A 22,212-nucleotide genomic window follows, 5' to 3' on the forward strand; every position below is an offset into this window, starting at 1 on the left:
CTGCCGCTCGCGGCAACCCCTCTACCTTACTACATCTCACGGGGTGCAACGAACACGTGTCACTCCGCGGCGGCCGGCGCCGCGACCTCGATGGGAACGATCGGGCAGTCCTTCCACAGCCGTTCCAGACCGTAGAACACCCGCTCCTGCTCGTGGAAGACGTGCACGACGAGATCGCCGAAGTCCAGGAGGATCCAGCGCGACTCCTGGCGGCCCTCGCGGCGCAGCCGCTTGACGCCCTGTTCGAGCATGGCCTCCTCCACCGCGTCGGCGATCGCCGCGACGTTACGCTCACTCGATCCGGTCGCGAGAAGGAACACATCCACGAGGGGCAGCGGCTCGGACACATCGAACGCGAGGAGATCCTCGGCGCCCTTGCTCTCTGCCGCGGCCGCGGCGATCGCGACCAGGTCGCGGGTGCTGTCGGCGGCGGTCATCGGAAGGCTCCTGTCACGAGTGCGACGATCAGCACGCCGGTCAGGGCGAGGGCGAGCGCGCCGGCGGTGATGACGAGGGCCAGCATGAGCCGGCTCCCCTTCTCCGGCGCCGGCGGCTTGATGATGTCTTCTGCGCTCTTGATCGTGCTGATCGCGGAACTCGCCGCGATCGGGGTGGGTGAGGACGAGGCCGGAAGCTCACCGTCGACGAGGACGGCATCCGTCTCCTTGTTGTCGGCGAGGCCGGGCAGCGTGCCGGTCGAGCCGAAGGACTCGGGCAGCGAGAAGGTGCCGGTGATCAGCACTTCCCCGGTGGCCGTGATGGGCGAGACGAGCGCGCCCGTCTCGGGCGTCTGCGACAGGATGAGCGCGTTGGGGGCCGAGAGTGCCCCCGTCGCGGTGCTGCCGCGGGTGAGGAGCTGATCGAACGACGCGGGCAGCTCCAGATCGACGTTCTCGCCGGCGAGGAGGCCCGACCCGAAGGTCGGCGCGACGATCGGCCGCTCCTGCTCATCGGTCTCGCGAGACTCGGGCGCCTCCGCGAAGGGCTCGCGGGTCACGGCGGGGGTCTCCTCCGCCGATGCGGGAGCCTCGACACCGGAACCCGCCGCGGCATCGTGCGCCTCGGCGGGCGCGGCGGATCCGTCGCCCTCGTCGGTCGCCGTGTCGTCGGCGACGGTCACGGATGCCGTGCGCAGGCGCTCCTGGCGTCGCGAGGCCCGGCGGGTGACGGGCTGGGAGTCGAGGTCGATGTCGGCTGCCGCCGGGGGCGCCTCGGGCACGTCTGCGGGCTCGGCGGCGCGCGGCAACGGCGCGACGACCGCGGGGGCCGGCTCGGCGGCGTGAGCGGCCTTGTCGGCCTCTTCGGGGGTGATCACCGGCGTCGAGGCGGTGTTGCGCATCTCGCGCAGCTGCCGCCGGGTCAGCTGGGGAGTTTCGGGCTGGTCGGGTGTGCTCATGCCTCGCTCCGGTAAAGGTGGTGCTTCGCAATGTATTGGACGACGCCGTCGGGGACGAGGTACCACACGGGGTGTCCCTTCCTGACGCGTGCGCGGCAGTCCGTCGACGAGATCGACAGGGCGGGGATCTCGAGCCGGCTGACGACCTCCTCGGGCAGTCCTTCCGTGGACAGCACGTGTCCCGGCCGCGAGACCGCGACGAAGTGGGCGAGGTCCCAGAGGCCGTCGTGGTCGCGCCATCCGAGGATCTGCGCGATCGCGTCCGCTCCTGTGATGAAGAAGAGCTCGGCGTCGGGGCGTGCGGCCTTGAGGTCGCGAAGCGTGTCGATGGTGAAGGTGGGTCCGCCGCGGTCGATGTCGACGCGGCTGACGGTGAACTGCGGATTGGATGCCGTCGCGATGACGGTCATCAGATAGCGGTGCTCCCCCGCCGTCACGTCTGCCTTCTGCCACGGCATCCCCGTGGGCACGAAGACGACCTCGTCGAGGTCGAAGGACTGCGCGACTTCGCTCGCTGCCACGAGGTGTCCATGGTGGATCGGGTCGAAGGTTCCACCCATGACCCCGATGCGTGGGGCGCGCGTCGAAGTCATCCTGCCGTCCTAGTGGTGGCCGTGTCCCACCTGCGCCTGGTCGACGGGGTGCGCCTTGGCGTAGGCCTCGGCCTTGTGCGAGTGACGGTTGGCGACGTTGCGGTACGACAGCGTCACCAGTCCGAGCGCCAAGAACACGATGAACGCGATCAGGCCGAAGATGAACGTCTCGGCCTGGACGTTGCCGTGGTGCTCCGCCTCCGCCGAGGCGAGGGCGAGGATCGTGGCGAGGGTCATTCGGACTCCTTCGAAAGTCGGGTCTTCCCAGTTTAGGCGGTCAGGCGCGGATCTGCCCGGACCCACGCGCCAGCCACTTGGTGCTGGTGAGCTCGGGAAGGCCCATGGGTCCGCGCGCGTGGAGCTTCTGCGTGGAGATGCCGACTTCCGCTCCGAAGCCGAACTCGCCGCCGTCGGTGAACCGGGTCGAGGCGTTGGCCATGACGACCGCGGAGTCGACCTCGGCCAGGAAGCGCTCGGCGTGCGCGTCGTCCGCCGTCACGATCGACTCGGTGTGGTGCGTCGAGTAGCGGCGGATGTGCTCCAGGGCCTCGTCGAGGTCGTCGACGACGCGCATCGACAGGTCGAGGCTCATGTGCTCCGTCGACCAATCCGCGTCGGTGGCCGCCACGGCATCCGCGACGAGGGCGCGGACCGCGTCGTCGCCGTGGATGGTGACACCGGCATCCTGCAGTGCGGCGGCGACCGGCGGTACGAGCCGGTCGGCGGCGTCGCGGACGACGAGGACCGTCTCGACGGCGTTGCACACGCTGGGCCGCTGCGCCTTTGCGTTGACGACGATCTGCTGGGCCCACTCCAGCGGCGCGGACGAGTCGAGCACGATGTGGACGACGCCCGCTCCCGTCTCGATGACGGGCACCGCCGACTGCGTGACGACGGTCTCGATGAGCTGGGCGCTCCCCCGAGGAACCAGCACGTCCACGAGTCCGCGGGCCTGCATGAGGGCGTGGGCGCCGTCGCGGCCGAACTCGTCGACCGTCTGGATGGCCTCGGGATCGATGCCTCGGTCGGCGAGGGCCGATCTCATGGCCGCGACGAGGGCGGCGTTGGTGGCCAGCGCCGCCGTGCCGCCGCGCAGGACGACGGCGTTGCCCGACCTGAGCGCGAGCGCCGCGATGTCGACGGTGACGTTGGGACGCGCCTCATAGATGGATCCCACCACGCCGAAGGGGACGGAGACCTTCTGCAGGTGCACCCCGTTCGGCAGCGTGCGCTCGTCGAGCACGCGTCCGACGGGATCGGGCAGCTCGGCGACGTCGCGCACCGCGTCGGCCAGGGCCTGCACACGCGAGGCGTCGAGCCGGAGGCGGTCGCGCAGGCCGTCCGTCAGACCGTCGCGGATGCCCCGTTCGAGGTCGTCGGCGTTCGCGGCGACGATGTCCGCCGAGGCGGCCTCGATCGCCGCGGCGATGGCCCGGAGAGCTTCGGCCTTCTCGACGTCGGTCAGCAGTCCGATGCTCCGCGCGGCGTCGTGCGCGCGTTCGATGCGCTCGCGGGCGCCGGCGGCGACAGAGACGGTGGGAGTGGTCATCCGCTCAGTGTATCGAGGCCGACCAGCCGTCTCGGTCGTCCGGCATCGCGCGGATGCCGGGTCACGCCGAGGGGACGGTCGGCATCGGCGTCGTGCCGCTGCGCACCGGGGCGACCGGATTGGGGGCGAACCAGGTGCCGACGTCGGCGCCCGACAGCGCGGACGAGACGAGGTCGGCGCTCGTGACGAGCACGCCCACCCCGGCAGCGGCAGCCAGACGCGCGGCCGAGACCTTCGTCGCCGCACCGCCGGTGCCGACGCTGTTGACGACCACCGAGCCGAACTCGTACCGGCTGAGATCGTCGCCGAAGTCGACGGTGGAGATGGCCTCGGCCCCGGGCTCGGACGGCGGTCGCGTGTACAGCGACTCGATGTCGCTGAGCAGCACCAGCGCGTCGGCGCCGATCAGCTCGGCGACGAGTGCAGCGAGCCGGTCGTTGTCGCCGAAGCGGATCTCGTGGGTGGCGACCGTGTCGTTCTCGTTGACGATCGGGAGCACGCCCAGCCCGAGGAGCCGGTCGACGGCACGGCGCGCGTTGGCGCGGTGAGCCGGGTTCTCGAGGTCGCCGGCGGTCAGCAGCACCTGCCCCGCCAGCATCCCGTGCCGGTCGAGCGAGGTCTGATAACGCCACATCAGCACGTTCTGGCCGACCGCCGCGGCGGCCTGCTGGGTCGCGAGGTCGGACGGCCGCCCTTCGAGGTGCAGGAAGGGCAGTGCGGTCGCGATCGCGCCGGAGGAGACCAGCACGACCTGCGTGCCCCGCGCGCGCGCCGCGGCGAGGGCGTCGACGATGGACTCGATGCGGTAGTGGTTCTCGCCGCTGATCGACGACGAGCCGACCTTCACGACGACCCGCTGCGCTCCTGCGATCTGTGACCGGTCCTGCACGCTCACGCTTCCTCGTCGTCCTCCCACTGGTACGCGTCCGCCGCGCCGCCGAGGCGCTCGGCCTCGAGGTCGGCGCGCGCTTCCGCCTTGGCGTCCATGCGCTCGTGATACCGCTCGCGTCGCTGCGACGTGGTGCGTCGCGGGTTCAAGTCCAGACGCGGGTCGGTGCCGCGGGGCGCCGTCATGAGCTCGGCCGCCGACGAGAGCGACGGATGCCAGTCGAACACGATCCCGTCGCCGGGGCCGATGACGACGGTCGAGCCGGCGACCGCGCCGACGCGGTAGAGCTCGTCCTCGACACCGAGCTTCTCGAGGCGGTCCGCGAGGAAGCCGACGGCCTCCTCGTTCTGGAAGTCGGTCTGCTGCACCCAGCGCAGCGGCTTGTCGCCGAGGATGCGGTAGACGTTGCCGTAGGTGCCGCCTTCGACCCGGATCTCGAAGTCCTTGTCGGCGCCCTTCGGTCGGATGACGATCCGCTCCGCCACCGGGGTCTCGGCCAGGTGCGCGCGGTGCGCGGCGACGATGTCGCCGAGGGCGAAGGTGAGCCGACGCAGACCCTCGTGGCTCACGGTCGAGATCTCGAACACGCGGTAGCCGCGCTCCTCGAGCTCGGGGCGGACGAGGTCGGCGAGATCCTTCGCCTCGGGCACGTCGACCTTGTTCAGCGCGATGAGCTGCGGGCGCTCGAGCAGAGGCGTCTGCCCCTCGGGCACCGGATAGTTGCCGAGCTCCTCGAGGATGACGTCCAGGTCGCTCAGCGGGTCACGGCCCGGCTCGAGGGTCGCGCAGTCGAGCACGTGCACCAGGGCGGTGCAGCGCTCCACGTGGCGCAGGAACTCCAGTCCGAGCCCCTTGCCCTCGCTGGCCCCTTCGATGAGGCCGGGCACGTCGGCGACGGTGTAGCGGGTCTCCCCCGCCTGGACGACGCCGAGGTTCGGATGCAGGGTCGTGAACGGGTAGTCCGCGATCTTCGGCCGTGCTGCGGACACTGCGGCGATGAGGCTCGACTTTCCCGCAGACGGGAAGCCGACCAGGGCCACGTCGGCCACCGTCTTCAGTTCGAGGAGGACGTCGCCCTCCCAGCCCGGTGTTCCGAGCAGCGCGAACCCCGGCGCCTTGCGCTTGGGGTTGGCGAGGGCGGCGTTGCCGAGACCGCCCTGGCCGCCCGGGGCGACGACGAAGCGGGTGCCGGGGACGATGAGATCCGTCAGGGTCTCGCCGTCGGCATCCTTCACCACGGTGCCGACGGGGACGGCGAGCTCGAGGCTCTCGCCCGCGGCGCCCGAGCGGTTGTCGCCCATGCCGAAGCCGCCATTGCCCGCGGAGCGGTGCGGCGAGTGGTGGTACGAGAGCAGCGTGGTCACCTGCGGATCGGCGACGAGCACGATGTCGCCGCCGTGACCGCCGTTGCCGCCGTCGGGACCGGCGAGCGGCTTGAACTTCTCGCGGCGGACGGACACGCAGCCGTTGCCGCCCTTGCCGGCTCGCAGATGGAGCGTCACTCGATCGACGAAGGTCACCATGTCGGTCTCCTGACGGGATGGGTCGAAGTGGGGGTGGATCTCGGTGGTAAAGAAGGAGGGGCGAGCCGAAGCCCGCCCCTCACCTCATGTCTGTGGTCGACCGCGCGGTCACTCCGCTGCGGCGACGATGTTGACGACCTTGCGGCCGCCCTTGCTGCCGAACTCGACCGCACCCGCGGCGAGGGCGAACAGCGTGTCGTCTCCACCGCGGCCGACGTTGGCGCCCGGGTGGAAGTGCGTGCCGCGCTGGCGGACGAGGATCTCGCCGGCGAGGACCTGCTGGCCGCCGAAGCGCTTCACGCCCAGTCGCTGGGCGTTGGAGTCACGACCGTTACGGGTAGAGCTTGCGCCCTTCTTGTGTGCCATCTCGTCTGCCTCTTCCGCTTACTTGATGCCGGTGATCTTGACGCGCGTGAGGTCCTGACGGTGGCCCTGGCGCTTCTTGTAGCCGGTCTTGTTCTTGAACTTCTGGATGACGATCTTCGGACCGCGCTCCTCGCCGAGGACCTCGGCGGTGACGGTCACCTTCGCGAGCTTGTCGGCGTCGGTCGTCACGGCGTCGCCATCGACGAGCAGCACCGCGGGCAGCTCGAGCTTCTCGCCGACCTTGGCCTGCTGACGATCGAGGACGACGATCGTGCCGACCTCCACCTTCTCCTGACGGCCACCGGCGCGCACAACTGCGTAAACCACTTCACACCTGTTTTTCTTCTGCGGAACCTGCGGCTCCGGCTGTCTTCATGGGACGAGCACGTCCCGGGAAGGTCGTGCCCAAACATCCAGTGCGGAGGCGGAACTCGACGCACCAAGGGTCTACTTTACCGGATGCCGGGGACATCGGCAAAAGCAGAGTGAGGCGTGTCGCGCGTCGACCTAGACTGCGGGCATGGCGATCCTCATCGATGACCCCCGCTGGCCGGCCCATGGGCGGCTCTGGGCGCATCTGGTCAGCGACAGCGACCTCGAGGAGCTCCACGCCTTCGCCGCGGCCAACGGCATCCCCCGTCGCGGATTCGACCGCGATCACTACGACGTCCCGGAGGACGCGCTCGACCGTCTCGTGGCCGCCGGTGCGGAGCACGTCAGCGGCCACGAGCTGGTCAAGCGCCTCATCGCGTCGGGCTTGCGGATCACCGCCCGCGAGCGCCGCGAGAGCTGAGGCTCACTCGCCCGACGCGGCCTCCGTGGACTCCCCCGCGGGCGTCGCCGCCACCGGCGTGCCGGTGAGTGCAGCCGTGGTCACGCGGCGTCGACCGCGTCCCTGTCCCGGCGCCTTCGGCTCGGGAAGGGCGCTGAGGACCGAGTCGAGGAGGATGTCCTTCTCGGTCTTCTTCTCGGCCGTCGCGCGCGTGGAGGGCTCGCGCTTCTTGCGCGGGCGCTTGGGGCGCTCGGCGGCGGCGTCGTTCTCCGGGTCGGGCAGCGTGATCACGGGCGTCGCGTCGGCCTGCGCCGCGGCATCCTCGGCCGTCGTGTGGATCGTGGAGGCGGCGATCTGCGCGAGCGCGGACTTCGCGCTCTCCGTGATCACGTGCGTGCCTCCGTTGGCGCTGGCGCCGTTGCCGCCGGCGGGCGCGCTCTGACGCGAGCGGCGACCGCCGTTGGAGGACGGAGCCTGCGAGCCGCGGTGCTTGACCACCGGGTCGTGGTGCACGATCACGCCACGGCCGGCGCAGACCTCGCAGGGCTCGCTGAAGGTCTCGAGCAGACCCAACCCCAGCTTCTTGCGGGTCATCTGCACGAGGCCGAGCGAGGTGACCTCGGCGACCTGGTGCTTGGTCCGGTCGCGGCTGAGGCACTCCACGAGGCGGCGGAGCACGAGATCGCGGTTGGACTCGAGCACCATGTCGATGAAGTCCACGACGATGATGCCGCCGATGTCGCGCAGCCGGAGCTGTCGGACGATCTCCTCGGCCGCTTCGAGGTTGTTCTTGGTGACGGTCTCTTCGAGGTTGCCGCCGGAGCCGACGAACTTGCCGGTGTTGACGTCGACGACCGTCATCGCCTCGGTGCGGTCGATGACGAGCGAACCGCCCGACGGCAGCCACACCTTGCGGTCGAGAGCCTTCTCGATCTGCTCGGTCACGCGGAACCGATCGAAGGGATCCTGGTCGTCCTCGTACTTCTCGACGCGCTCCAGCAGGTCGGGCGCGACACCCGCGAGGTAGGCCGTGATGGTCTGGTAGGCGTCCTCGCCCTGGATGAGCATCTTCGAGAAGTCCTCGTTGAAGACGTCGCGGACGATCTTCACCAGCAGGTCCGGCTCGGAGTGCAGCAGGGCGGGGGCGCCGATCGTCTCGACCTGCGTGGAGATGTGCTCCCACTGCGCTGTGAGGCGCTGGACGTCGCGGGTCAGCTGCTCCTCGGTGGCGCCCTCGGCCGCCGTCCGCACGATGACGCCGCTCGACTCCGGAAGGACATCCTTCAGGATGCGCTTGAGGCGGGCCCGCTCCGTGTCGGGGAGCTTGCGGGAGATGCCGTTCATCGCGCCGCCCGGGACGTACACGAGGTAGCGGCCGGGAAGGGAGATCTGGCTCGTCAGGCGGGCGCCCTTGTGGCCCACCGGGTCCTTCGTGACCTGCACGAGCACACGGTCGCCGCTCTTGAGGGCGAGCTCGATGCGTCGCGGCTGGTTGCCGGTCTCGACGGCGTCCCAGTCCACCTCGCCCGAGTACAGCACCGCGTTGCGGCCGCGGCCGATGTCGACGAAGGCCGCCTCCATGCTCGGGAGCACGTTCTGCACGCGACCGAGGTAGACGTTGCCGATGAGCGACGATTCCTGGCTGCGGGCGACGTAGTGCTCGACGAGCACGTTGTCCTCCAGGACGGCGATCTGGATGCGACCGTTCTTGGAGCGGACGATCATGTCGCGGTCGACGGCTTCGCGCCGGGCGAGGAACTCCGCCTCCGTGACGACGGTGCGACGGCGGCCGGCCTCGCGGCCGTCGCGACGGCGCTGCTTCTTCGCCTCCAGGCGCGTCGAGCCCTTGATGCGCTGGGGCTCGGTGATGAGCTCGACGGCGCGGCGGCGCGGCTGGTTCTGCTCGCGGGGCGCGTCGTCGGCGTCGGATGCCGAGCCGCCTCCCCCGCGCCGACGGTTGCGCCGGCGTGCGCTGGAGCCGCTGTCGGGCCCCTGCTCCTCGCGCTCGTCGCGGCTCTCGGGCCGCGCACCCGGGCGCGGCGGGAGCGGCGCGATGGCGGGCGCGTAGAAGACGAGCTGGGTGGAGACCGCCGAGACGAAGTCGGCGGGCAGCAGCCCCAGGCTGACCGCGGTGAGGGGCTCGTCCTTGGCGGGCTCCTCGGCCGCGGCGGACTCGGTCGCCTCCACCGAGGGCGTGTCGGACGCGGGGGTCTCGGGCGCCTCGGCCTCCGTCGGCGCCGCGTCGGCCTCCGCAGGAGCGGCCTCTGCGGGAGCCGCGTCCGCAGGAGCAGCCTCGGGTGCGGTGTCTGCAGCGGACGTCTCGGGCTCCGCGGACGTCTCGGGCTCCGCGTACGTCTCGGCGGCCGGTTCGGTCGCCGCGGGGGCCACCTCGACGTCGGCCGGCTCGTGGGCGGTCGCAGCGGTGGATTCGGGGGCGTTCAGCGCCCCGTCCGCGGCGATGGTGGACTGATCGTTGTTGTCATCGGCCATCTCTGGCTTACTCCTCGCCGCCGGCTCCGCGTGCCGGCGGGTGAACTCTGGCGGCCTCACCCGGGTGCCGGGGAACCGCGTACTCACTCGGTCTGCAGCCTCACCCGCTCGTCGGCGGGGCTCGTGCTGCCAAGGGCGTTCATCGCCCGAAGTCTTCGGTGATGCCGGTTGCGGCGCGGCCGCGATGCATCGGCCCCCATTATCGCATCTTCTCGTGAGGATTGAGCAGAGGCGCCGCCGAGCATCGCGTGTTCCGTCGGAGTGGACCCAGCGGACCTCATGCACATGGATGCGATAATCGCCGTCATGGCCTCACGCACGATCGACAGTCGCCCGAGAATCCTCGCGATCTGGCTGGTGATCGCCGGAGCGATCGGATGGATCGCCGCCTTCGCCCTGACGCTCGAGAAGTTCGACAAGGTCGCGGACTCGACGGTCGCGGCATCCTGCGACTTCAGCATCGTGGTGCAGTGCAGCGCGAACCTGAACTCGCCGCAGGGCAGCGCGTTCGGGTTCCCGAACCCGATCATCGGGCTGACGGGATGGATGGCGCCCATCGTCGTGGGGATGGCGATCCTCGCGGGCGCCCGCTTCGCCCGATGGTTCTGGTGGACCTTCTTCGCGGGGATCACCTTCGCGTTCGGATTCGTCATCTGGCTCATCAGCCAGAGCATCTACATCCTGGGCACGCTCTGCCCGTGGTGCATGGTCACATGGCTCGTGACGATCCCGACGTTCTACGCGGTCGCCGTCCATCTCCTGCGATCGGGAGTGGTCTCCGACAACGCCCGTGTCCGCGCCGTCGGCACGGCGCTGAGCGCGTGGGTGCCGCTGATGGCGTTCGTCACCTACGCCGTCGTGCTGCTGTTGGCGCAGCTGCGCCTCGACGCGATCCCTCAGCTGATCGACGTCATCTTCTGATCGACGCCGAAAGCGGTGGCCGGCAGCGCCGGCCACCGGCTCAGAACCAGATCGCGAGCTCGCGTGCGGCGGACTCGGGGCTGTCGCTGCCGTGCACGAGGTTCTGCTGAACCTTCAGGCCCCAGTCGCGTCCGAAGTCGCCGCGGATGGTGCCGGGGGCGGCCGTCGTGGGATCGGTCGTGCCCGCCAGCGAACGGAAGCCCTCGATCACGCGGTTGCCGGCGAGGCGGATGGCGACCGACGGCCCGGACAGCATGAACTCGAGCAGGGGCTCGTAGAAGGGCTTGCCGGCGTGCTCCGCGTAGTGCTGCTCGAGCACGTCGCGGTCGGGCTCGACGAGCTTGATGTCGACGAGGGCGTAGCCCTTCGCCTCGATGCGGGCGAGGATCGCGCCGGTGAGACCGCGTGCGACGCCGTCCGGCTTGACGAGGACGAGGGTTTCTTCGGTGGGCATGTCATTCTCCGTTCGGGGCGTGCGGGGAGGAAGCGTGCGCGCGCGAGGCATTGCGGCGATCGAGCGCTCTGCCCTTGATCGTCGCATACGCGTACATCCCACCGAAAATGACGCCGACGATCACGAGGGCCGGCACGATGAACCCGCCCAGCACGATGAGCGCCTGCCAGAGCCAGCCGAGCACGATACCCCACCGGAAGCGGACGACGCCGGTCGTCGCGATCATGAGCACCGCCAGCACGGAACCCGCGACGATCCCCCACCACGAGGCGATGCCGGCAGGGAGGGCGTTCAAGCCGTAGACGGCGAGGCCGCCGAGGAAGACGATGATCGACTCGAACCCGAGCACCACCTGCGCGAGCGACTCCTCGGCGCCCCGAGCGCGGCGCACGCGCCCGCTCACGCGCGCCATCCGCTCTTCCAGTCCTCATCCGCAGCGAGCTGCAGGGCCTCACCGGCGAGCACGACGCTGCCGGCGATGACCACGGCACGCCGCTCCGAACCCGATGCCCACTCGCGTGCCGCCTCGGCCGCGTACGCCAGGGCGGGGTGGACCGTGACGGGGATGCCGACGGCCTCGACCAGATCGGCCAGCGCCTCCGGGTCGGCGGCGCGCTCGGAATCCGGCGCGGTGACGAAGACGTGCGCGGCCGCGGGGGCGAGCGTCGACACGATTCCGGCCGTGTCCTTGTCGCCGAAGGCGCCGAACACGATCCCCCACTCGTCGAAGTCGAACGAGTCGCCCAGCGCCGCGACCAGCGCGCGGGCGCCGTGCGGGTTGTGCGCGCTGTCGACGAGCACCGTGGGAGCGACCCCGATCAGCTGCAGGCGACCGGGAGAGGTCACCTGCGCGAGTCCGTCGGTGAGCACGTCGGGGGCGATCGGCTGCACGCCGGCGCCGATGAGCGATTCGACCGCGGCGATCGCCAGCGCGGCGTTGTGTCCCTGGTGGGCGCCGTACAGCGGCAGGTAGAGGTCGTCATAGGCGGCGGCGAGGCCGCGGACGGCGAGCTGCTGGCCGCCGACCGCCAGGCGCTGACTCGTCAACCCGAACGCCGAGCCCTCCACCGCGAGCGAGGCGTCGCGCGCGGCGGCGGCGTCGGTGAGGGCCGCCAGTGCCGACGCATCCTGCTGCGCCGACACCACGGCGGCGCCGGGCTTGATGATGCCCGCCTTGACCGTCGCGATCTCGGCGATGGTGTGTCCGAGCTTGTCGGCGTGGTCGAGGTCGATCGGGGCGATCACCGCCACATCGCCGTCCGCCGTGTTGGTGGAGTCCCACGTGCCGCCCATGCCGACTTCGACGACCGCGACGTCGACCGGGGCGTCGGCGAACGCGACGAAGGCCAGCACCGTGAGCAGCTCGAAGAAGGTGAGGGCGGCGTCGTCGGATGCCGCGAGCTCCGCATCCACGAGATCGACGATGGGAGCGATCTCGTCCCACGCGTCGGCGATGAGTCCGTCGTCGATGGGCTCGCCGTCGATCATGATGCGCTCCGTGAAGCGCTCCAGGTGCGGGCTCGTGAACAGGCCGGTCCGCAGGCCGTGCGCGCGGACGATGGACTCGATGATCCTGCTCGTGGAGGTCTTGCCGTTGGTGCCCGTCACGTGAACGACGCGGTAGGTGCGCTGGGGGTCATCGAGCAGCTCGAGGACCCGACGCGTGCGTTCGACGCGCGGCTGCACCCACTGCTCGCCCTGTCGGGTGAGCAGGGCGCGGTAGACGGCGTCGGCGCGGTTGCGATCGCTCACGAGTCTGCTCCGATCCGGGTGACGGCCACCGTGAAGGCGCCGGTGTTGGCATAGGTGCCCGCGGCGATCAGCGCGGTGTGGTCGGCGTCGATCGTTTCGGCCGCGGCCAGCACCGAGCCCTCGCCGAGCAGCGCCGTGCCGTTGGGATCGACCACGGCGTAGTCGAGGGCGAGCGTCTCCCCCGCGACATCCGCCGCCCCGAACGCCGACGCCACCGCGTCGGCATCCTCGCGCGCCTCGAACAGCAGCTGCAGGCGGATGCGGTCGCTCACGTCGAACCCGGCCGCCTTGCGGGTGTCCTGCACGGCGCGGATCGTGTCGCGGGCGAGTCCTTCGGCCTCCAGCTCGGGCGTGGTCGTCGTATCCAGCAGCACGAACCCGCCCTGGCGGTCGGCCGCGCCCGGAAGCACGGCGAGCGCCTCCCCCTCGGGACGCCCCGCCGTCTCGAGCACCAGGTCGTACTCGCCCGGCTCGAGGGCGATGCCGCCGACCGTCACGACGCCGTCGTACTCGCTCCACTCGCCGGCGCGCGCGGCGCCGATGACCTGCTGCACCTGCTTGCCGAGGCGGGGGCCGGCGGCACGCGCGTTCACCGAGAGGCGGTGCGTGATGCCGAACTCCGCGGCGGTGCCGGCCTCCAGCTCCACCAGTTCCACGGCCTTGACGTTCAGCTCCTCGCGGACGATGTCCTCGAACTGCGCCAGGGCGCGCGCGTCGGGCACGACGACCGTGAGACGCGGAAGCGGCAGGCGCACCCGCTTGCCCTCCTTCTTGCGGAGCGCGTTCGCGACGCTGGACACCTCGCGCACGGCGTCCATCGCCGTGCGGATGTCGGTGGCGGCGGGGAACGCGTCGGCGTCGGGCCAGTCCTCCAGGTGCACGCTGCGGCCCCCGGTGAGCCCCTGCCAGACGCGCTCGGACACGAGCGGGATCAGCGGTGCGGCGACGCGCGTGAGCGTCTCGAGCACCGTGTACAGGGTGTCGAAGGCCTCGGTCGACGCCTCGTCGTCGGTCACCCCGACCCAGAACCGGTCGCGCGAGCGACGCACGTACCAGTTGGTGAGCGCCTCCGCGAAGTCGCGGAGCTTCGCCGCGGCCGTCGTCGAGTCGAGCTGTTCGAGGTCGGCGGCGACACCGCGCACGAGGTCGCCGGTGAGGGCGAGGATGTAGCGGTCCAGCACGTTCGTCGAGTCGGTGCGCCAGCGCGCCTCGTATCCGTCGGCGGTCGCGGCGTTCGCATAGGTCGCGAAGAAGTACCACGTGTTCCACAGCGGCAGCAGGAACTCGCGGACGCCCGCGCGGATGCCCTCCTCCGTGACGATCAGGTTGCCGCCGCGCAGCACCGACGAGGCCATGAGGAACCAGCGCATCGCGTCGGAGCCGTCGCGATCGAACACCTCGCTGACGTCGGGGTAGTTGCGCAGCGACTTGCTCATCTTCTGGCCGTCGCTGCCGAGCACGATGCCGTGGCAGGCGACGCCCGTGAAGGCGGGCCGGTCGAACAGCGCGCCGGAGAGCACGTGCATGACGTAGAACCAGCCACGCGTCTGACCGATGTACTCCACGATGAAGTCGGCCGGCGCGTGCTCGTCGAACCACTCGCGGTTCTCAAACGGATAGTGCACCTGCGCGTAGGGCATCGAGCCCGAGTCGAACCACACGTCGAACACGTCCTCGATGCGGCGCATCGTGCTCTGTCCGGTCGGGTCGTCGGGGTTGGGTCGGGTCAGCTCGTCGATGTACGGACGGTGCAGATCGACCTCGCCCTGCGCATTGCGCGGAAGGCGTCCGAAGTCCTGCTCCAGCTCGGCCAGAGATCCGTAGACGTCGACCCGCGGGTACTCCGGGTCATCGCTGCGCCAGACCGGGATCGGCGAGCCCCAGAAGCGGTTGCGGCTGATGGACCAGTCGCGCGCGCCCTCGAGCCACTTGCCGAATTGGCCGTGCTTGACGTTCTCCGGTGCCCAGGTGATCTGCTCGTTGAGCTCGATGAGCCGGTCCTTGATCGCGGTCACGCGCACGAACCAGCTGGAGACGGCCTTGTAGATCAGAGGGTTCCGGCACCGCCAGCAGTGCGGGTAGGAGTGCTCGTAGGAGGCCTCGCGCAGCAGTCGTCCCTCCGCGCGCAGCAGCCGGATCAGCGGACGGTTCGCGTCCATCCAGAGCTCGCCGGCCACGTCCGCGACCTGGGGCAGGAAGCGTCCGCCGTCGTCCAGGCTCATGATGAGCGGGATGCCGGCGGCCTCGGTGATCCGCTGGTCGTCCTCGCCGTAGGCGGGCGCCTGGTGCACGATGCCCGTGCCGTCGGTGGTGCTCACGTAGTCGTCGACGAGGATGCGCCAGGCCGTGCCGGTCCCCCACACCTCGGCATCCGCGTAGTAGTCGAACAGGCGGTCGTAGTGCACGTCCGCGAGCTCCGCACCCCGGATCGTCCGCTCCACCGCTTCGGCCGCATCGGCGGCGTTCTCGTAGCCGAGGTCCTTCGCGTAGCCGCCGAGGAGGTCGGAGGCGAGCAGGTAGCGGTGCGCCGTGGCGCCTTCGTCGTCGCCGGATGCCGGGACGTCGGCGGCGCCCTGCGGCCCGCCGGGGACCACGACGTACTCGATCTCGGGCCCGACGGCCAGAGCGAGGTTGGTCGGGAGGGTCCAGGGGGTGGTCGTCCACGCGAGGGCGCGGACGCCGGTGAGCCCGAGGCTCTCCGCCTTCACCCCGACGAGCGGGAAGGTGACGGTGACCGACGGGTCCTGACGCATCTTGTACACGTCGTCGTCCATCCGCAGCTCGTGGTTGGACAGTGGCGTCTCGTCGCGCCAGCAGTAGGGCAGCACGCGGTGGCCCTCGTAGGCGAGCCCCTTGTCCCACAGACCCTTGAAGGCCCACAGCACCGACTCCATGTAGCCCGTGTCGAGCGTCTTGTAGCCGCGCTCGAAGTCGACCCAGCGCGCCTGGCGGGTGACGTAGTCCTCCCACTGCTGCGTGTACTCGAGCACCGACTCGCGCGCCTTCGCGTTGAAGGCGGCGATCCCCATCTGCTCGATCTCGCTCTTCTCGGTGATGCCGAGCTGCTTCATGGCCTCGAGCTCGGCGGGAAGGCCGTGCGTGTCCCACCCGAAGACGCGGTCGACCTTCTTGCCGCGCATCGTCTGGAAGCGCGGAAAGAGGTCCTTGGCGTACCCGGTGAGCAGGTGCCCGTAGTGCGGAAGGCCGTTGGCGAAGGGCGGGCCGTCGTAGAAGACCCACTCCTCGGCGCCTTCACGGCGGGCGATCGACGCCCGGAAGGTGTCGTCGCGCGACCAGAAGTCGAGGATGTCGCGCTCGATCTCGGGGAATCGCGGGCTCGGCGACACCTCGGCGGCGGGCCCGAAGGCGCTGGCGCCGTCGGCGGTGGGGGCGCTCGTCGAAGGGCGGGGGTAGGTCATGTCACTCCAGCAGGGGCTCGTGCATCGTGTGAATCGTGCAGTCTTCCTGCGAGGACGATCATGCGACCGCGGTACCACCCCGCTTGCCGACGCGCGAGGCGGCGGCCACTCGTACTGCGGCTGTGACGGGCCTGCCCCGCGCGGTTCTAGCGGCCCCGTGAGGGACTTTCTTCCGCGAGCTCCCCGGTGATGGCCGGATCGTTGCTGATCAGCCCATCATACCGTCCGCGTAGGCTCGAGGCATGGCCGCGCGTTCCCGCACCCCTTTCGCCCCTCGCACGGGAGCCCCCGACCTGCCGGCGGTGCTCGACGAGGTCTCCGCCGTCCACGCCCGCGACGACCTGCTCGGCGTCGCGCTGGTCGGCCTCGGCGGCGACGTGGATGCCGCGCACGCCCGCATCGGCGAGTCGCGTCTGGCCGGGGCGACGGTGGGTCATCTCGATCTCACCGGCACGACGCTCGTCGATGTGGCCGTCGACGACCTGCGGGCCGTCGAGGTCATCGCCCGCGACGGCACCTGGCGCAACGTCGAGATCTCCGGCGGACGCATCACGACGCTCGACGGACTCCGTGCGCGCTGGGACAGCGTGGTGCTGCGTGGCGTGCACGTCGACTACCTGTCGCTTCCCTCGGCGGAGGTGACGGACGTGCTCTTCGTCGACTGCCGGTTCGGGACGATCGACCTCCCCGAGGGCCGGCTGACGCGCGTCGCGTTCCAGGGATGCCGGGCCGACGAGGTCGACACCCGCGGTCTCCGCGCCGCGGATCTCGACCTGCGCGGCCTCGAGGCGTTGTCGTTCACCGATGCGCGCTCCCTGACGGGCGCCTGGCTCGAACCCCGACAGGCGGAACTGCACGCGGCGACGTTCGCCCAGGCCCTCGGCATCCGGATCGCGACGTGATCCTCGCGACCCCACGCCTGGAGCTCCGCGAGATGACCGACGACGACCTGCCGGCCCTTCGACGGATTCTTCAGGATCCGCAGGCCATGCGCGCGTACGAGGGCGCGTTCTCCGAGGAGGAGACGAGGCAGTGGCTCGATCGCCAGGTGCAGCGCTACCACGACGACGGTCACGGCCTGTGGGCCGTCGTCCACCGCGACTCCGGCGAGATGATCGGCCAGTGCGGCGTCACGCGTCAGCGCATCGACCTGGACGAGGTCGTGGAGGTCGGTTACCTCTTCGAACGGGCGCACTGGCACCGCGGGTATGCCGTCGAGGCGGCGTCGGCATGCCGCGACTGGGCCTTCGCCACCCTGCCGATCGACGAGCTGTATGCGAAGGTGCGGGCGACGAACGTGGCCTCCATGAACGTCGCGATCCGGCTGGGCATGACGGTCCGGCGCACCTTCACGACGCACTACCGCGGCGTCGACATGCCGCACCTCGCCTTCGCCGTCGATCGCGCGAGCTGGCGGCGCGGCGCGGTCGCGCCGTCACGCGCCGACCGATCGCGAGGAGATGTCGAGAGCTGAGGACGGGATGCCGGTGAGTGCTCCTCGGCATCTGGCGGCTCCTCGGCATCCGGCGGCTCCTCCGCATCCGGCGAGGGACCGGCGTCCGGGTGGTGCGCTCAGCGGGCGATGTGCAGCCCTTGCGCGACCGCCCTCATGACCAGCGCCTGCACCTCGTGCCAGCGGTGGACGATCTGGCCGTAGCCGACACGGATGACGTGATAGCCGAGCAGCATGAGCTCGGCGTCGTGGGCGATATCGCTCGTGCGCTGCGCGCCGACGTGCGTTCCGCCGTCGATCTGGAACACCAGCCGTGCGCCGATGAGGAAATCCACGCGGTGGCCGGCGATCCACACCTGCGGAACGATCGGCACGCCCAGCCAGCTCAGGCGAGCCATGAAGAGGGTCTCGAGTCCCGATCCCGAGTACGGACTCGCCCGATCGAGCAGTTCCCGGGCGGCGCCGCGAAAGGGCAGGCGGCGGAGCTCGTCGAGCGTCACGAGCTTGTGGTCGAGTGCCGATTCCCACACGATCAGCGCCTCCTCGAACGGGAGGCACTGCGCGACGAGAGCCAGGACGTTCTCGATCTCGTCGACGAGGGCGTCGGGATGTCGGGGCACGATCGGCTGCGCCCAGTGCACGTGCGCGCGGGGCGCGCGGACCGCGCCCGATCGCGGCGACGCCGCCACGTGCGGCTGGGCGGTGCGTTCGAGCAGCCACGGGCCGAGTCGTTCTGCTTGGGTCACGCACGAGATCACCACCCCGGCGCGGGCCGCCGCCGTGAGATGTGGGTCCGCGTCGGGGAGCGCGACCCAGCCCTTGCGCGGACGCGACAGTCGTCGGGTCTCGACGGCCGCGCGCAGCTGCCGCTCGCTCCAGCCGCGTTCGCGCAGCCGCCGCACGCGCACGATGCCGCCCGCACCGCGCACGTCGTCTTCGATCCCCATGCGACCACCGTGCCGCGGTGCGGCGCCTCAGGTGGCGCCGTAGACGCCTCCGTGGACGATCGGTGCGGTCCGCGGGGCTAGTGGAGGGGCCGGCGGCGCGGCCGGACACCGCCCGATCCCGAGGAGATGTCGAGAACCGAGGACGGGATGCCGGTGCAAGCTCCTCGGCATCCGCCAGCTCCTCGGCATCCGCACTCGGCCGGTAGACTGGGCGGACATCCACACTCAGGCACGCTCACACAGTGCCGCACATATCGCTCGAGGAGACCTCCATGTCGAACGCGCAGATTCCCGACAAGCCCGCCCTGGAAGGCCTCGAGCAGAAGTGGGATGCCGCGTGGAGCGCGGCCGGCACCTACCTGTTCGACCGCGACGCCGCCAAGGCCAAGGGCCGTGCCGGAGTCTTCTCGATCGACACGCCGCCGCCGACCGCATCCGGATCGCTGCACATCGGCCACGTGTTCAGCTACACGCACACCGACGTGAAGGTGCGCTTCGAGCGCATGCGCGGCAAGACCGTCTTCTACCCGATGGGCTGGGACGACAACGGTCTGCCGACCGAGCGCCGCGTGCAGAACTTCTACGGCGTCCGCTGCGACACGTCGCTGCCCTACGACCCCGACTTCACTCCCCCGTTCCGCGGCGACGCGAAGAGCCTCAAGCCCGCCGACCAGGTGCCCATCAGCCGTCGCAACTTCATCGAGCTCTGCGAAGAGCTGACCCTGGAGGACGAGAAGGCGTTCGAGGACGTCTTCCGCCAGCTCGGACTGTCGGTGGACTGGACGCAGACCTACCGCACGATCTCCGACGACACGATCCGCACGAGCCAGCTCGCGTTCCTGCGCAACCTCGAGCGCGGAGAGGCCTATCAGGCGCTCGCGCCGACGCTGTGGGACATCGACTTCCGCTCGGCGATCGCGCAGGCCGAGCTGGAGGACCGCGAGCAGCAGGCCTCCTACCACCGCCTCGCCTTCCACAAGGGCGACGGCTCGGGCGACATCCACATCGAGACCACCCGCCCCGAGCTCCTCGCCGCGTGCGTCGCGCTCGTCGCGAACCCCGCGGACGAGCGCTACCAGCCGTACTTCGGCACGACGGTGCGCACGCCCGTCTTCGGCGTCGAGGTCCCGGTGCTCGCCCATCCCCTCGCGCAGCAGGACAAGGGCTCGGGCATCGCGATGGTCTGCACCTTCGGCGACGTCACCGACATCATCTGGTGGCGCGAACTCGACCTGCCCAACCGCACGATCCTCGGCCAGGACGGCCGCATCCTCGCCGAGGCGCCCGACGCGCTCGTGACGGATGCCGCCAAGCGCGCGTACGCCGAGATCGCCGGCCTCACGGTCTTCAGCGCGAAGAAGAAGATGGTCGAGCTCCTCGAGGCGTCGGGCGAGCTGCTCGAGGTCTCGACCCCGTTCAGCCACCCGGTGAAGTTCTACGAGAAGGGCGACCGCGCCCTCGAGATCGTCTCGACGCGCCAGTGGTACCTGCGAAACGGCGCCCGCGACGAGGCGTTCCGCGACAAGCTCATCGCGCTCGGCCAGGGCATGAACTGGCATCCCGACTTCATGCGCGTGCGCTACGAGAACTGGACCAACGGCCTCACCGGAGACTGGCTCATCAGCCGTCAGCGTTTCTTCGGCGTGCCGATCCCGGTCTGGTACCCGCTGGACGAGAACGGCGACCGCGTCGAGGGTGGCGTGATCACCGCCGCGGCAGCGAGCCTGCCGGTGGATCCGACGACCGACGTGCCGCCCGGGTTCACGGAGGCTCAGCGCGGCGTCCCCGGCGGCTTCGAGGGCGAGAAGGACATCTTCGACACGTGGGCCACGTCGTCGCTCACGCCGCAGCTCGCGGGCGGGTGGCAGCGCGACGACGAGCTGTGGAACCTCGTCGCGCCGTTCGACCTGCGCCCGCAGGGACAGGACATCATCCGCACGTGGCTGTTCTCCACGATGGTGCGCTCCGCGCTCGAGGACGACAGGGCTCCGTGGACGGATGCCGCCATCAGCGGCTTCATCGTCGATCCCGACCGCAAGAAGATGTCGAAGTCGAAGGGCAACGTCGTCACGCCGGCCGACATCCTCGATCAGCACGGCACCGACGCGGTGCGCTACTGGGCGGCCTCGAGCCGGCTGGGCGCCGACGCCGCCTTCGACCCCCAGAACCCGACGCAGGTCAAGATCGGCCGTCGGCTCGCGATCAAGGTCCTGAACGCGGCGAAGTTCGTGCTGTCGTTCCCCGTGCCCGCGGGCGCCGAGGTGACGCACGCCCTGGATGCCGCGATGCTCGCGACGCTCGACCAGGTCGTGCGCGACGCGACGAAGGCGTTCGAGGCCTACGACCACGCCCGCGCGCTGGAGATCACCGAGGCCTTCTTCTGGACCTTCTGCGACGACTACCTCGAGCTCGTGAAGGAGCGCGCCTACAACCAGACCGATGTGGGCCAGGCTTCGGCCGCGCTCGCACTGCGGCTGGCCCTCTCGACGCTGCTGCGCCTGCTCGCGCCGGTGCTCGCGTTCGCCGCGGAGGAGGCGTGGTCGTGGTTCGAGGACGGTTCGGTGCACACCGCGCCCTGGCCGGAGCCGGCGGGCATCGACGGCGACCCCGCGATCCTCGTCGCCGCGAGCGCCGCGCTCATCGGCATCCGCCGTGCGAAGACGGAGGCCAAGGCGTCGCAGAAGACGCCGGTCGCGCGCCTCGTCCTGCGCGGGGATGACGCGACGATCGCCGCGCTGCGCCTCGCCGAGGGCGATCTCAAGGCCGTCGGTCGGATCTCCGACCTGCAGCTGGTCGGCGGCGGCGAGGCCCTCGTCGTGGATGCCGTCGAGCTCGCGCCGGAGGCCTGAGATGCAGCTCGGAACCCGATGGACGAGCGGCGACGAGCCTCCCGCGGCCGTTCCGGCGGTGCTGCGAGGGCAGATCCACGCCGTCGATCGTGCGCTCCCCCGCGACGAGCTGGGACAGCCGCGTCCGCGGTGGACCCTCACGTTCCTCGAAGGCCGCCCGATCGCGGAACTCGACACCGGTGTGATCGTGGAGGCCACGGCATCCGGCGAGGTGGTCGTGCGGCACGACGACGAGGACGACTTCGCCTGAGTGCGGGAACGGCCGTCAGTCGGTGTGCCCGGCCGCGGCCTCGACGCGGTAGACGAGGCGGGCGAACGGACCGACCGCGTCGGCACGGCGCAGGGTGAGGCGGTCGGACTCGATGCGTCGCGGCAGCACCGGCGCGCCGCCGCCGAGTGTCACGGGTGCGATCGACACGGCGATCTCGTCGAGGGCGCCGGCGTCGAAGAACTGGCCGGCCAGGTCGCCGCCGCCGACGACCCAGATGTCGCGATCGCCTGCGGCCGCCCGGATCTGCGGCAGCGCCTCGGCGACCGAGCCGGACACCAGGGTGACGTCCGCACCGACGGGGACCGGGAGTGCACGCGTGGTGAAGACGAAGGTCGGCTTGTCCGCGTAGAGCTGTTGCCAGCGTTCGGGGTGCGAGAGCAGGTCTTCGGCGGCGAGCACCCACTCGTAGGTGGTCGATCCCTCCACGAGAACCCCCGCATCCGACGGCAGCAGCTCCGGGTCGGGTTCCGCGTCACCCGCCGCGGCGAACAGCCACGCGAGCGCGTTGTCGGCGTCGGCGATGAACCCGTCGAGCGAGGCGGCGGTGTCGTAGATGATTCGTGCCATG

The 22,212-nt window shown here is 70.6% G+C and carries 22 protein-coding genes; 6 read left to right on the forward strand and 16 right to left on the reverse strand.

Annotated features, from left to right (window positions below; all coding sequences use genetic code 11):
• Positions 1-59: 59 nt before the first annotated feature.
• The 9 genes from rsfS to rplU form a co-directional block, all read right to left on the reverse strand.
• Complete coding sequence (gene rsfS, locus AC6CQV_RS06575; protein ID WP_060958563.1) at positions 60-437, reverse strand: ribosome silencing factor; 378 nt, start codon at positions 435-437, stop codon at positions 60-62.
• On the reverse strand, positions 434-1,396 hold the full coding sequence (locus tag AC6CQV_RS06580) for a hypothetical protein (RefSeq protein WP_498260568.1): 963 nt from the start codon (positions 1,394-1,396) through the stop codon (positions 434-436). The genes rsfS and AC6CQV_RS06580 overlap by 4 nt, the downstream gene beginning before the upstream one ends.
• Entirely contained in the window at positions 1,393-1,989 is a 597-nt protein-coding gene (gene nadD / locus AC6CQV_RS06585; RefSeq protein WP_060958561.1) for a nicotinate-nucleotide adenylyltransferase, read from the reverse strand. Before nadD ends, AC6CQV_RS06580 begins: the two co-directional genes overlap by 4 nt.
• A 9-nt stretch (positions 1,990-1,998) precedes the next feature.
• Positions 1,999-2,226, reverse strand: coding sequence for a hypothetical protein (locus tag AC6CQV_RS06590; protein WP_060958560.1), 228 nt, complete (start codon positions 2,224-2,226; stop codon positions 1,999-2,001).
• Positions 2,227-2,266: 40 nt separating this feature from the next.
• Positions 2,267-3,538, reverse strand: a complete 1,272-nt coding sequence (locus tag AC6CQV_RS06595; protein ID WP_498260569.1) for a glutamate-5-semialdehyde dehydrogenase — start codon at positions 3,536-3,538, stop codon at positions 2,267-2,269.
• Positions 3,539-3,599: 61 nt separating this feature from the next.
• Positions 3,600-4,433 carry a glutamate 5-kinase gene (proB, locus tag AC6CQV_RS06600; protein ID WP_060958558.1) on the reverse strand — a complete coding sequence of 278 codons (834 nt, stop codon included), beginning with the start codon at positions 4,431-4,433 and terminating at the stop codon, positions 3,600-3,602.
• Positions 4,430-5,950 (reverse strand): GTPase ObgE, encoded by a 1,521-nt coding sequence (obgE, locus tag AC6CQV_RS06605; RefSeq protein WP_498260570.1) that lies wholly within the window; start codon positions 5,948-5,950, stop codon positions 4,430-4,432. The genes proB and obgE overlap by 4 nt, the downstream gene beginning before the upstream one ends.
• A 108-nt stretch (positions 5,951-6,058) precedes the next feature.
• Positions 6,059-6,316 carry a 50S ribosomal protein L27 gene (gene rpmA, locus AC6CQV_RS06610; RefSeq protein ID WP_060958556.1) on the reverse strand — a complete coding sequence of 86 codons (258 nt, stop codon included), beginning with the start codon at positions 6,314-6,316 and terminating at the stop codon, positions 6,059-6,061.
• Positions 6,317-6,334: 18 nt separating this feature from the next.
• Entirely contained in the window at positions 6,335-6,643 is a 309-nt protein-coding gene (rplU, locus tag AC6CQV_RS06615) for a 50S ribosomal protein L21 (protein ID WP_060958555.1), read from the reverse strand.
• Between the two features lie 193 nt (positions 6,644-6,836).
• Here rplU and AC6CQV_RS06620 point away from each other — a divergent pair, with 193 nt between their 5' ends.
• Positions 6,837-7,109, forward strand: coding sequence for a DUF4031 domain-containing protein (locus tag AC6CQV_RS06620; protein ID WP_060958554.1), 273 nt, complete (start codon positions 6,837-6,839; stop codon positions 7,107-7,109).
• Positions 7,110-7,112: 3 nt separating this feature from the next.
• On the opposite strand, the gene AC6CQV_RS06625 is transcribed toward AC6CQV_RS06620, so the two are convergent.
• A complete protein-coding gene (locus AC6CQV_RS06625; protein ID WP_498260571.1) occupies positions 7,113-9,578 on the reverse strand; it encodes an Rne/Rng family ribonuclease in 2,466 nt (821 codons plus the stop codon).
• Positions 9,579-9,884: 306 nt separating this feature from the next.
• Between AC6CQV_RS06625 and AC6CQV_RS06630 the strand changes: the two genes are divergently transcribed.
• Entirely contained in the window at positions 9,885-10,499 is a 615-nt protein-coding gene (locus AC6CQV_RS06630) for a vitamin K epoxide reductase family protein (RefSeq protein ID WP_060958552.1), read from the forward strand.
• Positions 10,500-10,539: 40 nt separating this feature from the next.
• On the opposite strand, the gene ndk is transcribed toward AC6CQV_RS06630, so the two are convergent.
• Genes ndk through ileS form a run of 4 tightly spaced genes read right to left on the reverse strand, consistent with a single transcriptional unit; the run spans position 10,540 to position 16,124 of the window.
• Positions 10,540-10,953, reverse strand: a complete 414-nt coding sequence (gene ndk, locus AC6CQV_RS06635; RefSeq protein ID WP_005053482.1) for a nucleoside-diphosphate kinase — start codon at positions 10,951-10,953, stop codon at positions 10,540-10,542.
• 1 nt (position 10,954) lies between these two features.
• Positions 10,955-11,365 (reverse strand): DUF4233 domain-containing protein, encoded by a 411-nt coding sequence (locus tag AC6CQV_RS06640; protein WP_498260572.1) that lies wholly within the window; start codon positions 11,363-11,365, stop codon positions 10,955-10,957.
• Complete coding sequence (locus tag AC6CQV_RS06645) at positions 11,353-12,705, reverse strand: bifunctional folylpolyglutamate synthase/dihydrofolate synthase (protein WP_498260573.1); 1,353 nt, start codon at positions 12,703-12,705, stop codon at positions 11,353-11,355. The genes AC6CQV_RS06640 and AC6CQV_RS06645 overlap by 13 nt, the downstream gene beginning before the upstream one ends.
• On the reverse strand, positions 12,702-16,124 hold the full coding sequence (ileS, locus tag AC6CQV_RS06650; RefSeq protein WP_498260574.1) for an isoleucine--tRNA ligase: 3,423 nt from the start codon (positions 16,122-16,124) through the stop codon (positions 12,702-12,704). Before ileS ends, AC6CQV_RS06645 begins: the two co-directional genes overlap by 4 nt.
• A 242-nt stretch (positions 16,125-16,366) precedes the next feature.
• Between ileS and AC6CQV_RS06655 the strand changes: the two genes are divergently transcribed.
• Positions 16,367-17,026, forward strand: coding sequence for a pentapeptide repeat-containing protein (locus AC6CQV_RS06655; protein WP_498260575.1), 660 nt, complete (start codon positions 16,367-16,369; stop codon positions 17,024-17,026).
• On the forward strand, positions 17,023-17,598 hold the full coding sequence (locus tag AC6CQV_RS06660; protein ID WP_498260576.1) for a GNAT family N-acetyltransferase: 576 nt from the start codon (positions 17,023-17,025) through the stop codon (positions 17,596-17,598). Before AC6CQV_RS06655 ends, AC6CQV_RS06660 begins: the two co-directional genes overlap by 4 nt.
• Positions 17,599-17,696: 98 nt before the next feature.
• On the opposite strand, the gene AC6CQV_RS06665 is transcribed toward AC6CQV_RS06660, so the two are convergent.
• The gene (locus AC6CQV_RS06665) at positions 17,697-18,524 is read right to left on the reverse strand and encodes an endonuclease domain-containing protein (RefSeq protein WP_498260577.1); all 828 of its coding nucleotides are present in this window, start codon (positions 18,522-18,524) and stop codon (positions 17,697-17,699) included.
• Between the two features lie 272 nt (positions 18,525-18,796).
• Between AC6CQV_RS06665 and valS the strand changes: the two genes are divergently transcribed.
• Positions 18,797-21,373 (forward strand): valine--tRNA ligase, encoded by a 2,577-nt coding sequence (valS, locus tag AC6CQV_RS06670; RefSeq protein ID WP_498260578.1) that lies wholly within the window; start codon positions 18,797-18,799, stop codon positions 21,371-21,373.
• 1 nt (position 21,374) lies between these two features.
• A complete protein-coding gene (locus AC6CQV_RS06675; protein WP_060958545.1) occupies positions 21,375-21,623 on the forward strand; it encodes a hypothetical protein in 249 nt (82 codons plus the stop codon).
• A gap of 15 nt (positions 21,624-21,638) precedes the next feature.
• Here the strand turns inward: AC6CQV_RS06675 and AC6CQV_RS06680 are convergent, their stop codons facing one another.
• Positions 21,639-22,211 carry a dihydrofolate reductase family protein gene (locus AC6CQV_RS06680; protein ID WP_492490732.1) on the reverse strand — a complete coding sequence of 191 codons (573 nt, stop codon included), beginning with the start codon at positions 22,209-22,211 and terminating at the stop codon, positions 21,639-21,641.
• Position 22,212: the final 1 nt, after the last annotated feature.

The sequence above is a fragment of the Microbacterium sp. EG9 genome (assembly GCF_059759475.1).

Bases quoted from the DNA above. Each gene is read 5' to 3' on its own strand.
- rsfS (WP_060958563.1), bottom strand. From the start codon at position 437: ATGACCGCCGCCGACAGCACCCGCGACCTGGTCGCGATCGCCGCGGCC.
- AC6CQV_RS06580 (WP_498260568.1), bottom strand. From the start codon at position 1,396: ATGAGCACACCCGACCAGCCCGAAACTCCCCAGCTGACCCGGCGGCAG.
- nadD (WP_060958561.1), bottom strand. From the start codon at position 1,989: ATGACTTCGACGCGCGCCCCACGCATCGGGGTCATGGGTGGAACCTTC.
- AC6CQV_RS06590 (WP_060958560.1), bottom strand. From the start codon at position 2,226: ATGACCCTCGCCACGATCCTCGCCCTCGCCTCGGCGGAGGCGGAGCAC.
- AC6CQV_RS06595 (WP_498260569.1), bottom strand. From the start codon at position 3,538: ATGACCACTCCCACCGTCTCTGTCGCCGCCGGCGCCCGCGAGCGCATC.
- obgE (WP_498260570.1), bottom strand. From the start codon at position 5,950: ATGGTGACCTTCGTCGATCGAGTGACGCTCCATCTGCGAGCCGGCAAG.
- rpmA (WP_060958556.1), bottom strand. From the start codon at position 6,316: ATGGCACACAAGAAGGGCGCAAGCTCTACCCGTAACGGTCGTGACTCC.
- AC6CQV_RS06620 (WP_060958554.1), top strand. From the start codon at position 6,837: ATGGCGATCCTCATCGATGACCCCCGCTGGCCGGCCCATGGGCGGCTC.
- AC6CQV_RS06625 (WP_498260571.1), bottom strand. From the start codon at position 9,578: ATGGCCGATGACAACAACGATCAGTCCACCATCGCCGCGGACGGGGCG.
- AC6CQV_RS06630 (WP_060958552.1), top strand. From the start codon at position 9,885: ATGGCCTCACGCACGATCGACAGTCGCCCGAGAATCCTCGCGATCTGG.
- ndk (WP_005053482.1), bottom strand. From the start codon at position 10,953: ATGCCCACCGAAGAAACCCTCGTCCTCGTCAAGCCGGACGGCGTCGCA.
- AC6CQV_RS06640 (WP_498260572.1), bottom strand. From the start codon at position 11,365: ATGGCGCGCGTGAGCGGGCGCGTGCGCCGCGCTCGGGGCGCCGAGGAG.
- ileS (WP_498260574.1), bottom strand. From the start codon at position 16,124: ATGACCTACCCCCGCCCTTCGACGAGCGCCCCCACCGCCGACGGCGCC.
- AC6CQV_RS06655 (WP_498260575.1), top strand. From the start codon at position 16,367: ATGGCCGCGCGTTCCCGCACCCCTTTCGCCCCTCGCACGGGAGCCCCC.
- AC6CQV_RS06665 (WP_498260577.1), bottom strand. From the start codon at position 18,524: ATGGGGATCGAAGACGACGTGCGCGGTGCGGGCGGCATCGTGCGCGTG.
- valS (WP_498260578.1), top strand. From the start codon at position 18,797: ATGTCGAACGCGCAGATTCCCGACAAGCCCGCCCTGGAAGGCCTCGAG.
- AC6CQV_RS06675 (WP_060958545.1), top strand. From the start codon at position 21,375: ATGCAGCTCGGAACCCGATGGACGAGCGGCGACGAGCCTCCCGCGGCC.
- AC6CQV_RS06680 (WP_492490732.1), bottom strand. From the start codon at position 22,211: ATGGCACGAATCATCTACGACACCGCCGCCTCGCTCGACGGGTTCATC.